The sequence below is a fragment of the Collinsella aerofaciens genome (assembly GCF_015552075.1).
GTDB lineage: Bacteria > Actinomycetota > Coriobacteriia > Coriobacteriales > Coriobacteriaceae > Collinsella > Collinsella aerofaciens_Y.
Window position 1 is genome coordinate 1 of the sequence record NZ_JADNDZ010000066.1, and the last position, 12,755, is coordinate 12,755.

At 57.9% G+C, this 12,755-nt stretch carries 10 protein-coding genes and 2 tRNA genes; 2 read left to right on the forward strand and 10 right to left on the reverse strand.

Annotated features, from left to right (window positions below):
• Positions 1-35 precede the first annotated feature (35 nt).
• From I2D41_RS04590 to I2D41_RS04635, 10 genes are all read right to left on the reverse strand, one after another.
• A tRNA-Lys gene (locus I2D41_RS04590) sits at positions 36-111 on the reverse strand.
• A gap of 28 nt (positions 112-139) precedes the next feature.
• On the reverse strand, positions 140-1,420 hold the full coding sequence (locus tag I2D41_RS04595) for an aminopeptidase (protein ID WP_195363693.1): 1,281 nt from the start codon (positions 1,418-1,420) through the stop codon (positions 140-142).
• Between the two features lie 89 nt (positions 1,421-1,509).
• Complete coding sequence (locus tag I2D41_RS04600; RefSeq protein WP_022093792.1) at positions 1,510-2,085, reverse strand: ABC-2 transporter permease; 576 nt, start codon at positions 2,083-2,085, stop codon at positions 1,510-1,512.
• Positions 2,086-2,964 (reverse strand): phosphoribosylaminoimidazolesuccinocarboxamide synthase, encoded by an 879-nt coding sequence (locus I2D41_RS04605; protein ID WP_195363707.1) that lies wholly within the window; start codon positions 2,962-2,964, stop codon positions 2,086-2,088. It abuts the gene before it with no gap.
• Between the two features lie 118 nt (positions 2,965-3,082).
• Positions 3,083-4,648, reverse strand: coding sequence for a sensor histidine kinase (locus tag I2D41_RS04610; RefSeq protein ID WP_035136482.1), 1,566 nt, complete (start codon positions 4,646-4,648; stop codon positions 3,083-3,085).
• Positions 4,649-4,659: 11 nt separating this feature from the next.
• Entirely contained in the window at positions 4,660-5,382 is a 723-nt protein-coding gene (locus I2D41_RS04615; protein ID WP_006236208.1) for a response regulator transcription factor, read from the reverse strand.
• Positions 5,383-5,535: 153 nt separating this feature from the next.
• On the reverse strand, positions 5,536-6,747 hold the full coding sequence (locus I2D41_RS04620; protein ID WP_195363694.1) for a twin-arginine translocation signal domain-containing protein: 1,212 nt from the start codon (positions 6,745-6,747) through the stop codon (positions 5,536-5,538).
• The gene (locus tag I2D41_RS04625) at positions 6,747-7,010 is read right to left on the reverse strand and encodes a TIGR03905 family TSCPD domain-containing protein (protein ID WP_117848466.1); all 264 of its coding nucleotides are present in this window, start codon (positions 7,008-7,010) and stop codon (positions 6,747-6,749) included. The genes I2D41_RS04620 and I2D41_RS04625 overlap by 1 nt, the downstream gene beginning before the upstream one ends.
• A gap of 128 nt (positions 7,011-7,138) precedes the next feature.
• A complete protein-coding gene (gene purB / locus I2D41_RS04630; protein ID WP_022093797.1) occupies positions 7,139-8,485 on the reverse strand; it encodes an adenylosuccinate lyase in 1,347 nt (448 codons plus the stop codon).
• 425 nt (positions 8,486-8,910) lie between these two features.
• Positions 8,911-8,985, reverse strand: a tRNA-Gly gene (locus I2D41_RS04635).
• Positions 8,986-9,282: 297 nt separating this feature from the next.
• Between I2D41_RS04635 and I2D41_RS04640 the strand changes: the two genes are divergently transcribed.
• Together I2D41_RS04640 and I2D41_RS04645 are read left to right on the forward strand one after the other, a co-directional pair.
• The gene (locus I2D41_RS04640) at positions 9,283-9,855 is read left to right on the forward strand and encodes a thioester domain-containing protein (protein WP_195363695.1); all 573 of its coding nucleotides are present in this window, start codon (positions 9,283-9,285) and stop codon (positions 9,853-9,855) included.
• Positions 9,856-9,887: 32 nt separating this feature from the next.
• Positions 9,888-12,713, forward strand: a complete 2,826-nt coding sequence (locus I2D41_RS04645; RefSeq protein ID WP_195363696.1) for an MSCRAMM family protein — start codon at positions 9,888-9,890, stop codon at positions 12,711-12,713.
• Positions 12,714-12,755: the final 42 nt, after the last annotated feature.

The window sequence follows — 12,755 nt, forward strand, 5'->3', positions numbered from 1 at the left end:
AGCGGCCGGCATCCGCCAGTCGCTTTTCTATTCTATGGTGGGCCGTCAGGGGTTCGAACCCTGGACCTTGGGATTAAAAGTCCCCTGCTCTGCCAGCTGAGCTAACGGCCCGCGGGAGGCATTGTACCACGGTCTGGGACTATTCCCAACTCCATTGGCCGTTCTGGAAAATCACAACTTCACGTCCATCAGGCGTAATGCCCGTAATATCGATGTCGTCCGTGCCGATCATAAAATCGACGTGCGTGCTCGAGACGTTAACACCATGCTCCAGGAGCTCCTCCTTAGACATGTCGTACCCACCCTCGATGCATTCGGGGAAACCGACACCTAGCGCGAGATGGCAGCTAGCGTTCTCGTCATAGAGCGTATCGTAGAACAGAACACCACTTTCGCGGATCGGCGTGTTCTTGGAAATGAGCGCGACCTCTCCCAGGTGAGCAGCTCCCTCGTCAGTATCGATGATACTTGCGAGCGTTGCCTTGCCCACGCGGGCGTCGTAGTCCACCACGCGGCCGCCCTCGAACTTAATCCAAAAATCGTCGACTTTATTGCCGTGGTGGATGAGCGGCATGGCCGAGTACACGATACCGTCAGCGCGCATGCGATCGGGCGAAGTGAAGACTTCCTCGGTGGGAACGTTGGGGAAGAAGGGGTGCCCATCGGGCGTCTTGCCCTTGCCGCCGGCCCACTCGTGACCCTTCGTCATGCCAATCGTCAGATCGGTTCCATTTGCCGCGGTGTAATGCAGGCAGTCGAAACGATTGTCGTTCAGGAAACGCAGGTTCTTTTCGAATGCGGCGTCATGGAGCTCCCAGTCGCTCTCTGGGTCCTGGCCATCGGCGCGAGCGGTGTGCAGAATCGCATTCCACAGCTTATAGATTGCAACCTCATCGGCGTCTCCCGGGAACACCTCGCGCGCCCAAGCCACGACCGGAGCGCCGGCGATGCACCACGGATTGATGTTGTAATCCAGTCCACGGCGGAAAACTTTGCACTGCGTGTTCTTTGCCTTAGAAGCTGCAGCGGGCTTAGCGGGATCGATGCCCTTAAGGGCGGCGGGGTCCGCACCCTCGATAAAGATAAAGCAGGCACCGTCCTGGGCCAGGGAATCCAGCTGCAGGCGCTTCCACTCGGGCGTCTGCTCAAAATAGCTTTTCTCGACATGCTCGTACGTGAGCCTCGTCACGGCATCATCGGCCCAGATGACCGTCACGTGGCCGGCGCCGGCAGCATAGGCCTCCGCGACCACCACGCGCGCAAACGGCGCGCACTCAACCGGAGACTGAACGACAACTTCCTGGCCGGGCTTAACGTTTACGCCCTTGCGGACAACCAGGCGCGCATAGTTTTTAATCTTGGGCTCCAGGGACTTCATACCCTCCAGGGCCTCTTCGACCGTCAGGGCAGCTCGAATCATGTGCCACTCCATCTATCTATAGAACAGTAAAAAGGCGCGCCGCAAAAACGACGCGCCTTATATCTTAGCGATAAGTATGTATGCAAACGCTACTTCTTCTTGGAGTCCTTCTTGTCCTCCTCGGCAGCTGCGCGCTCGATAAGAGCGTTGAGCTTGTTCTCGGACATGCCCTCGGCCTGCGCGCGGTACATGTTGCGCAAGGGACGAATACGAGCGAAGTCGTAGATAAAGTCACCTAGGATGATGACATAGGACAAAACGATGCCGACCATCTGGACAGGGCTGGACACCATGCCAGCGGGAGCGAAGTACAGCGAGGCCCAAATTGCCACGACGAGCACCATGCCAATGGCGAGCACAATCCACCAGATGCGACGGCGCTTGGTGTAGTCCTCGTCCTGCTTGAGGAGGATATTCGACACCGTATAGATGCGGTCCTCCTTGGCGCGCTGCTTAGCCTTGCGGGCGCGCTTCTCCTCTTTAGAGAGGCCCTCGAGGTTCTCGCCCTTCTCGAGCTCTTTGCGGCGTGCCTTAGACGAAGCCGGCACGACGCGAACGGAGCTCGCTGCTTGGCGGGCGGGCTTAGCAGATGCGGCAGACTTGCGCGCAACCCCGGTAACTTCGTGGGATTGCGTGCGCTTGTTCGTGGCGCTACGGGTACTCACTTATGCGTTCTCCTTCATGCTTGTGAACTGGGAGCCAGTAATGATCCGGAAGGCCTCGCGATAGCGCTCGGACGTGCCATCGATGACCTCGGCGGGCAGGTGCGGGGTCTCCCCCGTCATATCCCAGTTGGCCTTGAGCCAATTGCGGACGAATTGTTTGTCGTAGCTAGGCTGGATCTTGCCCTCCTCGTAGCTGGCAGCAGGCCAGAAACGGCTGGAGTCGGGCGTGAGGCACTCGTCGATCAGCGTGACCTTGCCATCGATGACACCAAACTCGAACTTGGTGTCAGCAATGATGATGCCACGGGTCGCGGCGTACTCGGCAGCGGCCTTGTAGATCCTGAGGGACAGGTCGCGAATCTGCGCGGCGATGTCCTCACCCACGATCTCGCAGCAACGCTCAAACGAGATATTCTCGTCGTGGTCGCCGATCTCGGCCTTCGTGGACGGCGTGAACAGCGGCTCGGGAAGCTTTGAGGCCTCGGTCAGACCCTCGGGCAGCTGAATGCCGCAGACGGTGCCGTTCTCGTCATAGGTCTTCTTGCCCGAACCGGTCAGATAGCCGCGGACGATGCACTCGATAGGAATCGTCTGGGCCTTCTTAACCAGCATGGCGCGGCCAGCGAGGTAGTCACGATACTCAGCAAACTCCTCGGGGAAATCCGCCGGGTCGATGGAAACGAGATGGTTGGGGACGATGTCGGCAAACTTATCGAACCAGAATGCCGAGATGCGATTGAGCACCTCTCCCTTAAACGGAATCTCGTCGGGAAGAATGAAGTCGAACGCAGAAATGCGGTCGGTGGCGACCATCAGCAGGTTTTCACCGGCATCGTAAATATCACGAACCTTGCCACGGGAATCCGGACGACGCTCCATCGTTGTCACGTGAGTCACTCCTTACCTAAATACGACAGAAATGCGGGTTCTTTCCCGCATGTTTTCGCAAACTCGGAGCGGCAGGGACACGGCCCCTCCTTCACCGAATAGCGAAAAGCTAGTGCTCCATTGTAGTAGATGCCGCGTCCGCCGTGTGCTCGCGGGGCAGATGAATTGTAAAAGTCGTACCCTTTCCAAGCTCCGACTCCACGGATATGTAGCCATGGTGACGCTCGACGATCTGCTTGGTCACGGCGAGGCCGACGCCCAGGCCGCCAGCTTCGCGGGCGCGGCTGGCATCGGCGCGCCAAAACCGCCCGAAAATGCGCGACAGATCGTCCTTGGCAATACCGATACCGGTATCAGAAACGGCAATGCTGACGTGCCTGCGGTCACTGAGCACCGACACCACGACCCAACCGCCCTCGGGGGTGTAGCGCATGGCGTTGCTCATGAGGTTGATAACACATTGCGTGATCATGTCGGGATCGGCCTCGACGACATCGTCGTGCCCTTGGGTTTCATCTGCAAAGCGAAGACGAAGGTCACGGTCGGCAAACAGACGCTCCTGGCCGTTCACAATCGATCGCACGAACGGAACCATGTCCACCGGTTCTAGATTGAGCGGAGCCGTGCTGTTTTCCATACGCGATAGGTCGAGCATCTGCTGCACCAGACGAGCCAGGCGACGCGTCTCGGAAGCAACGGTCTCCAAATGCTCATCGTCGGTGGGATACACACCGTCTTGCATGGCCTCGACCGTTGCCAGCATGGCCATGAGCGGCGTGCGCAGCTCGTGGGCAACATCAGAGGTCAGGCGCTTTTCGTGCTTCATATCCTTTTCGAGTGAGGTGGCCATCTCGTCGAAGGTCTCTCCCAGCTGATCGATCTCGTCATCGCCGCGCAGCCCCGTGCGAGCCGACAGGTCGCCGTCACGGATTTGCTTTGCGGTACTGGTGATGCGATGAATCGGTTTGGTGAGCATGCGCGACACGAGCGATCCGATAACGACCGAAATGCAGATTGCAACAACCGCGGCGAGGGCCATGGCGTTAAAGGTCTTCTCCCTAAACGCAGAGTCCGCCTTGGTGAGCAGAGCGTCGGAGCCGATGGCCCACAGCTTTACCTGTCCGACATGCTCGCCGGAAGACGTTACAATCTCGACGTTAGCAACGCTATCGGAGTCGGTTGGAGCAGACGAGACAGGGCTATGCGATGCCCTCTTGCCGCTCGTGTCGTCGGTCGTAGCCTGGTTTTCGCGTACATCGGCGGTGGCGCTTGCCGAGGGCCAGGAATCGTCATAAACGATCACACCCTTTTTATTGACGACCTGCATGCCCAGATCGTCGGAAACTAAACTCGACGTTGCGACCGTGCGCAGTTCTCCCGCGGTCCAAGAGCCGTTTTCCTCATATGAGGTCGCCAACTTCTCGGCAGCGGAGTTTGCGATTTCGACGATATTGGAGCGTGTGTAATCCGAAAAGACCGTGCCCCACACAACAGAGACAACGCCCACCAGCACCAATACCGTCATGAGCGATGTCAGAGCAAAAGCAAGTGCCATGCGCGAGGGATAGCTCATCGTTGGCCGTGAATCGGAACGAGGCGTGTTCCAACTAGCCTTGGAACCCGCCTCGCTCTCCTGCTTGTGCTTTTGTCCGATTTCAAAGCGCGCAGGTGTCATATGTGATTTCCCTATTTCTCGTCCGACTTATCGGTCTTGGCCGGAGCCTCGAAGCGATAGCCGACACCATGGACGGTGTAGAGCCACTTGGGCTTCTTGGGATCATCGCCCAGCTTGGCGCGAAGATTCTTCACGTGGCTATCGATGGTGCGCTCATAGCCCTCAAAGTCATACCCGAGCACTTTCTCGACCAGCTCCATGCGGTTATACACACGGCCGGGATGGCGGGCAAGCGTGGTGAGCAGCTTAAACTCGGAAGCCGTCAGATCGACTTCCTTGCCCTCGACCAAGATCTTGTGGCCCGAGATATCGATGACCAGATCGCCGAAGTCGAGCACCTCGACGGCGGGCTCGTCGGCCTGATGGGCACGGCGGAACAGAGCGCGAACGCGGGCGACGAGCTCGCGCGGCGAGAACGGCTTAATCAGATAGTCGTCGGCGCCGAGCTCAAGACCGATAATACGGTCCTCGATCTCGCCCTTAGCCGTCAGCATGATGATGGGGACATCCGAGGTATCGCGAATGGTGCGGCAAACGCGCTCGCCGGGAATCTTGGGGAGCATAAGGTCGAGCACGACCAGGTCGAACTGATGCTTCTCGAACTCCTCGATCGCGGACTGGCCGTCGCCGACGCCCACAACCCAGTAGCCTTCGCGCTCGAGATAGGCAGCGACGGCGTCACGGATTGCCTTCTCATCCTCGACCAGCAGAATCTTTTTTGCATCTGAAGCCATAACACGGCCCCCCTGTCTCAATTAGCTAAGAACAAGCTCATTTTAACGCACCTGAGCCCACCGGATGCCGCTATGACGTGGCAGCTCGGCGGGCGGTACTCACAATTACAACGCGTTTATTCCCCTGTTGGCGCCTTTTTAACCCCTCTAAGCTTAAAGAGAGAATAGGCGTGCAGTGACCGTCTCTGGTATACCCTGGCTGTTGCGCACCGTGGCGTACGTAAGGAATGAGTCCGATTTTCCCGCCGTAGCTGGATAATCGCCATACTCCAAAGCGCGGTCGGGCGACAGCAGTGAGCCATAGGTCTTGGCAGAGGTGTCGATCAGGAAATGCGACGTCTGTACCTTAACAAGGTATTTATTCTTCTTGCCAGCCGCACATGCGAGCGGCTCGCGTGACAGAAAGAGGTACGGCCCTCCCTCATTACCGATATACGTGCCCATGTTGCCCAGGCTGCCCACACCGCTATAGGTCGCCTCGATAGAAAACACGAAGGTATCGCCCATATATACGGCCTCGAAAGGCGAGACTGACGAGGGAAGGACCAGCTGGGCACGCTTGGTGTTGTTGCCGTCGGTCAGATCGATTGCCGTTATGCCGTAGTAGACGCCCTCGTCGTTGCGGACACGAGGCGAGATGGTCAAAATGCCGTCGCTCGCGCGCGGGGCCGATGCAAAGCGGCCCGTCGATTTCCAAATTACCTCGGCCTTGGATTCATCAAGCGAGCGACGATAGCAAAACGAATCACTACTCGTTTTATTGCCGCCCGACGAAGGCATTTTATACCAGATAACCGATGACCCGAACGCCGTAAACAGTGGCGGATCATAGTCCTTGCCACCTCGATCGAGCTCAGCCACATCGCCAGAGAGCGAAGCGCCCGACAGATTTTGAGCGTAGAGCTTCCACGATGAATTGGCAAAGTTCATCTCAACCCACGCGAATACGCTGTCGCCGGCACGGACATCGTAGAATGCATATCCCGTGCCCTCGATAGGATCCTCGATTAATGTGGTAAGCGAGCCATCGCCCAGGCTGAGCACACCGAGTGTGTTGGCGTGCAGTGCCGATGCGGGCGCCATCATCGCCGCGGCGTAATCGCCGTCGCAGTAGTACAGCAGCGTACCCAGAGGCAGCGTCCATGACGCCGCCGGCTCAAGATCGATGTCGACTGCCTCGTACTCATCCGTAATCGAGATGATTTTGGAATCATCCTTGATAACCTGCGGCTCGCCGGCGGCATCATCGCTGGTGCCCGTTTTTTTCGAGCATCCGGCAAGCACCGTGGCAGCGCCCGCGGCAGCCCCACCGAGTACAAAGCCGCGACGCGATATTCCGTTCTTGATGTGATCGGCGATACCCATTAGGCGATCTCGGCGCGAGCGGCCTCGATAGCGCGTGTAAGCTGGTCGGCGCAGGAGGTCTTTTTCATACCGCAGGTATTACCGGCGAGAACCTCGATTACGCGATCGGCAGGAGCGCCCTCGACCAGCTTGGAGATAGCCTTGAGATTGCCATCGCAGCCGCCGGTAAACTCAACGCCCATCACCTTGTTGCCGTCATCGGAAAGGTCAAGGTGAATATTGCGAGCACACACGCCCTGAGGCTTGTAATCAAACGAAATCATGCGATCCCCTCTCAGAATGTTATTCGAGACGACTATTATCCCCGTCTTTCCCTAAATGCAACGAGGCGCTTTGCCGGCAACACACATTACCAGCAAAGCGCCCTAAAAAGCTAACGTTATGCCCGAACCTACTCGAAGCTCAGCTGCTCCAGACGATCAAAGACTGTGTCGATACGAGTGAGGAAGTCCCATGGATCAAAGATCTCGTCGAGCTTCTCCTGGCTGACGGTGCAGCGCGGGTCGGCCTCGAGACGTTCCTTAAAGGTGGGGCCGGAGACACAATCCTGTACCTCGTGCCAGGTTGCCATGGCGTTCTCCTGCACAATGGCGTACGCGTCCTCGCGGGTGATGCCCGTGTCGACGAGGGCGAGCAGCACCTTGGAGGAGAAGATGAGGCCGCGGGTTTTATTGAGGTTGGCCATCATGCGGGCAGGGTACAGCTGCAGGCCGTCGATAACGCGAATGAGGCACTGGAACATGTGGTCGAGGGCGATGAAGCTGTCGGCCTGGGCGACGCGCTCGGCAGAGGAGTGCGAAATGTCACGCTCGTGCCACAGGGCGACGTTGTCAAAGGCAACCTGCGCGTTGGCCTTCACGACGCGCGACAGGCCGCAGACCTTCTCCATGGTGATGGGGTTGCGCTTGTGCGGCATGGCGGAGCTGCCCTTTTGACCCTTACGGAACGGTTCCTCGGCCTCGAGTGTATCGGTCTTCTGCAGATTGCGAACCTCGGTAGCGATGCGCTCACAGGTGGCCGCGGTGGTGGCGAGAACGCCGGCGAGGTAGGCGTGATGATCGCGGCTAATAACCTGCGTGGACAGCGGGTCGTGAACCAGGCCCAGGTGCTCGCAGACATATTCCTCGACAAACGGCTCGATGGAGCTGTAGGTGCCGACAGCGCCCGAGATGGCACCAAAGGCAACATTCTTGCGGGCGTCCTCAAGACGATCCAGATCGCGCTTGAGCTCCCAGGCCCAAGAGCCAAACTTCATGCCGAAGGTCATCGGCTCGGCGTGGATGCCATGAGTGCGGCCGGCACAGAGTGTGTTGCGCTCCTCAAAGGCGCGACGCTTGCAGATCTCGCCGAGCTTCTTGACGTCCTCGATGATCAGGTCGCAGGCCTGGGTGAGCTGGTAGCACAGGGCCGTGTCGCCCAGATCCGAGCTGGTCATGCCATAGTGAACCCAGCGGCTGGGCTTGGGGTCGCCCTCGGGAACATCGGCATCGATGTATTCCTTCATGTTGGTCAGGAAGGCAATGACGTCGTGGCGCGTGACTTCCTCGATCTCATCGACCTTCGCCTTCTCAAAGTTGGCATGGTCGCGGATCCACTGGGCCTCGTCTTTGGAAATACCGATCTTGCCGAGCTCCGCCTGGGCCTCGCAGGCCAGAACCTCGATCTCCTGCCAAATGGCGTACTTGTTCTCGAGGGAGAAGATGTGTCCCATCTCCGGGCGGGTATAGCGATCGATCATAGCGGCTCCTTTTTGGTTATTGGCACGTTGGTCGTAACCCAACCATTGTACCGTGCGCAGGTGCAAGTATGGGCAGCAGGCATTAACCTAACATTTTGGAATTGGAGCGAGCATGGGGACGTCCGCGCATTTGCTTCGCAAATACGCACCGGCTGCGGTCGATCCCCTCGGATTCACGGTGACGATGGGGAAGACTTTGTTGAATTGGCCGTCCCGAGGTCTTCTGTGCTCCATGGAGCGGACAACGGGACGTCCGCGTATTTGCTTCGCAAATCCGCACCGGCTTCAGGCGCCTGTCGGCGCCTTCGCCTGCTCGCTACAAACGCTTCGCGTTTGCTTAACGCTCGCACCCTGGCGGGTTCGAGTCCCGGCGCTTGGTAGTAAAAAGCACGGCAACGTAACGCTGCCGTGCTTGTGCTTTTTACTGGAGCGGGCAACGGGACTCGAACCCGCGAGTGTCAGCTTGGGAAGCTGATGCCTTACCACTTGGCGATGCCCGCTTGTGTGTTGGCTAGTATAACGCGGTTGTCTTGTTCGATACAAGGGTGGCGATGCTTGTTTTAGCTGTGGAGATTCGTTTGAAAATCGCGTCAATTGTGGAGATGAGGACCTTTGACCTCCTGTTCTCCCTATCTTCTACCTGCGCTTTTGCTTGATTGTTGTATTTGAGCTCAATTTGTCAGGAATTGGGCAAGCTTTTGGTCAGGCTCCGGTACTTACCCGCATGAACCTCGGGGGTAGCCTCATCCTACGCGTCGCAGCCTCCCCATGCGGCGCACGAGGGATAAGGAGCAGCCATGTCCAACGCACCCACGCACTCTGTCCACAGCGCAATCGCAACAGGTCCGCTGCTCCTGCTCCTCTTCCTGCTTTTCGGCTGCCTGGCACCGAGAGCCGCATTTGCCGTCGATGGCTACGACCAACTCGGCTTCCGCACTATTAGCGATGATTGTGGGCCCTTCTTCATCGGCAAGTATGAAGCTCAAGACGCCTCGATTGCCTACTGCATGAACCAGGAGCGCCCCGGCCCCACCAAGCCGGGCGGCCCATGGCTCAACTTTGATCAAGGCTGGGTGTGGCTCGACGACGAGTTCGCGGCAATCGTTTGTCACGGATATCCTACCGCCACGTCGTTTGGCGGTTACCATCTTTCACCCGATCGCGCCCGCGCCGCAACCCAGCTTCCGTATGGATACTCAACGGCACTACCCATGTCGACGGTACCTATTCCTACACGACCGCTCAGGGCAAAACCAAGAGCGGGCACTTTACCGCCGACAATGAAGTCGTGGCGGCTGCGCGGTGGCTCCACGACAACGCAAAATCAGGAAGCATCAAAGCCGCTCCGCACCGCGCGCGGCGCTATCTAGGAGCCGTATCGGGCGGCAGCAAACGTCAAGACATGCTCTATGTACTGCCGGCAGTCTCTGTTTCCTTCAAAAAACAGTCTGCAAACGCCGCCATTACCAGCGGAAACAATACTTATCAGTTTGACGGGGCAACATTCGATATTTTTGAGAGCGCCAGCGGCGCGCATGTCGGCACCGTCCAGATGGACAGCAACGGTCGAGCGCAAGCAACACTTCTGCCCAACACGGCATACTACCTAGTTGAAACGAAGGCGCCGGCCGGCTATGTCCCCCGCCACGATCGTATTGCCTTTACCACGGGGAATGACGGCGGGCGGGTCGCCATTGATGAACAGCCCGGCACCATCAACCTGCGTATCGTAAAACTCGATGCCGCGACGAATGCCGGCCACCAGGTGGGAGCTTCGCTCGCAGGAGCAGAGTTCACGTGTGTGTCGCAATCAACCCCTGGATGGGCACAAATCCTCACGACCGACGAAAGCGGTCGGGCCACCCTCGCCGATGTCCCCTTAGGAACCTTTACCATCTACGAATCAAAAGCCCCCGAGGGCTACCTGCCATCCAACGACAGCTGGACCTATACCGTTGGAGCCGACCAGCTCGGCGATTCAGGCGTGGTCGAGATCGAATCTCGCGTTTCCGATATCCCCATTGCGTTTAACCTTGAGATTTCCAAATTCAAGGATTACGGCAATAGCGACCAATCCGGCCTGGAGCAGCCGGCGGGTGGTGTTGTCTTTGAGGTTGTCAGCAACAGCTCTCAGCAGGTTGTTGGCACACTGACCACAAACATCTATGGCTTTGCCTCCACCGAAGATCAGCCCGAAGCATGGTTCGGCACAGGCAAGCGACCCGCCGGTGTCCACGGAGCCGTCCCATACGACCGTGCCGGCTACACGGTTCGTGAGGTTCCGGAAACCGTCCCCGAGGGTTTTAAACGTGCAGGGGAATGGACCGTCGGGGCAAATCAGATTTCCGACGGCGCCGAGCTTCAATATATCGTGGACAACCACGCTCTGTCGACGCATCTCCAGATTGTAAAACGCGATGCCCAAACAGGCGCTTCTGTTCCCCTAGCCGGATTCACCTTCCAACTCCTCGACAGCAATCACGAACCTGTCTCACAAACTTGCTGGTATCCAGCACATAACGTAATGGACACCTTTACGACTGACGCGACCGGGACCGTCACACTGCCAGAATCGCTCGTGCCGGGCACCTATTATGTACGCGAAACCTCGGCCAAAGAGCCCTATCTTGTCAGCGAAGAAATCGAGGTAAACATACCCGCCGACATGAACCTAACGCCCGTTGCAATCGCCTCGTATTATGACCGCGCCGCGACCGGAAATATCAGGATCGTTAAAACCGATGCCGTAGACGGCAGCAACCTCGCGGGCGCCGTCTTTGAGATCCGTGCCTCGGGTGATATCGTGCGCCCCGACGGTAGCATTGCCGCGCTCGACGGTGAGACTGTCGCTACCGTCACGACGGATGAAACTGGAGAAGCACGCGCGGACGACCTCCCGCTGGGATCTGGCACCGCACGCTACGAGGTTGTCGAGACTCAAGCGCCGGCAGGCTTCTTACTCGATCGGACATCCCATATTGTCGACCTTACTTATGCCGACCAGAAAACACCCGTTGTAGAAGCACGGCTTAACGTATCCGACGATTACACCAAGGTTGATATCCCCAAGGTCGATGCAAGCGGTGAGCAGGAAGTGGAAGGCGCACAGCTCACCTTATATGGTCCCGATAAAACCGAAATAGACTCCTGGACCTCATCCGACAAGCCGCACCGCGTCGAACATCTTGCACCCGGCACCTACTCGTTGCGCGAAATGATGTCTCCGCGGACCTATGACCTTGCCGAGGAGATAACGTTTGAAATAAAAGATACGGGAGAAGTCCAATCCGTCGCGATGAAGGATGCGCCCATCGAGATCAAGGGGCAGGTCGACAAGCGTCAGGAACTTGTCCAACCTATCGAAAAGGGCCTGTTGGCTAACGGCGATGGTAAAAACCGCACTACGACGCAAACCAATAGTGATGGGCTTTTCTCCTATACCATCGATGCTCGAAACGATTCCGCTACTTGGGTTGATGAGTTTACGATTACCGATGATCTTGAGTGCGCCAAAGACGGCACGGCGAGATTCATCTCAATCGAAACCCCCGTCGCCATCGGCGACCTCAACGGTCTGTGCAACGTGTGGTATCGCACGACGCCGTTGGACTCGACAGACGTCGATGAACCGGCGAACGCGACACTTGACGATGGGCACGAAAATCCTTGGCTTGAGTCCGACGAAGTAAAAGAGAGCCTTGGTGAGGATTGTCGCCTCGTCGATTACGACGGCTGGCGCCTCTGGAAGGCGGATGTCTCGACCACGGAATCCACCACACTCGAGGCGGAAGAGCTCGACCTTGCATCCAATACCGTCGTAACGGGCATTCGAATTGAATACGGTGCGGTAGCTGCCGACTTTACGACTCGAAGCGATGCGGATTCTTGGACCCGCGATGATCTCAAAGATGAGCACGACGACCTTGACGATGCCAAAGCAATCCCTGGCACAGACGCTCGGGGCGCAGTCGTGCACATGCAGGCAACGTCGGCTTATACGCCCCAAACCGCACTCACCAACAGCGCGCGCGTCGATCTTTGCCGCAACGGCGGCGGCGATAAACTTGAGTCACATGACGAGGACCGTGTCATTCAACGCTGTACCCTACCGCAGGACCTACCGGCAACAGGATCAGTTCCCATCGCCGCTTGCATCACCGCGCTCCTGACCTCGGGTGCCGCAGTCCTATGGTTCGCTCGCCTTAGGTCGATCCCAAAGAACCGCTAGCACGATGAAAAAGCGGGCGAGCCAGTCCCCCGGCTCGCCCGC

Bases quoted from the DNA above. Each gene is read 5' to 3' on its own strand.
- I2D41_RS04610 (WP_035136482.1), bottom strand. From the start codon at position 4,648: ATGACACCTGCGCGCTTTGAAATCGGACAAAAGCACAAGCAGGAGAGC.
- I2D41_RS04595 (WP_195363693.1), bottom strand. From the start codon at position 1,420: ATGATTCGAGCTGCCCTGACGGTCGAAGAGGCCCTGGAGGGTATGAAG.
- I2D41_RS04625 (WP_117848466.1), bottom strand. From the start codon at position 7,010: ATGATTTCGTTTGATTACAAGCCTCAGGGCGTGTGTGCTCGCAATATT.
- I2D41_RS04615 (WP_006236208.1), bottom strand. From the start codon at position 5,382: ATGGCTTCAGATGCAAAAAAGATTCTGCTGGTCGAGGATGAGAAGGCA.
- I2D41_RS04645 (WP_195363696.1), top strand. From the start codon at position 9,888: ATGCTCTATGTACTGCCGGCAGTCTCTGTTTCCTTCAAAAAACAGTCT.
- I2D41_RS04640 (WP_195363695.1), top strand. From the start codon at position 9,283: ATGTCCAACGCACCCACGCACTCTGTCCACAGCGCAATCGCAACAGGT.
- I2D41_RS04620 (WP_195363694.1), bottom strand. From the start codon at position 6,747: ATGGGTATCGCCGATCACATCAAGAACGGAATATCGCGTCGCGGCTTT.
- I2D41_RS04605 (WP_195363707.1), bottom strand. From the start codon at position 2,964: ATGGAGCGTCGTCCGGATTCCCGTGGCAAGGTTCGTGATATTTACGAT.
- purB (WP_022093797.1), bottom strand. From the start codon at position 8,485: ATGATCGATCGCTATACCCGCCCGGAGATGGGACACATCTTCTCCCTC.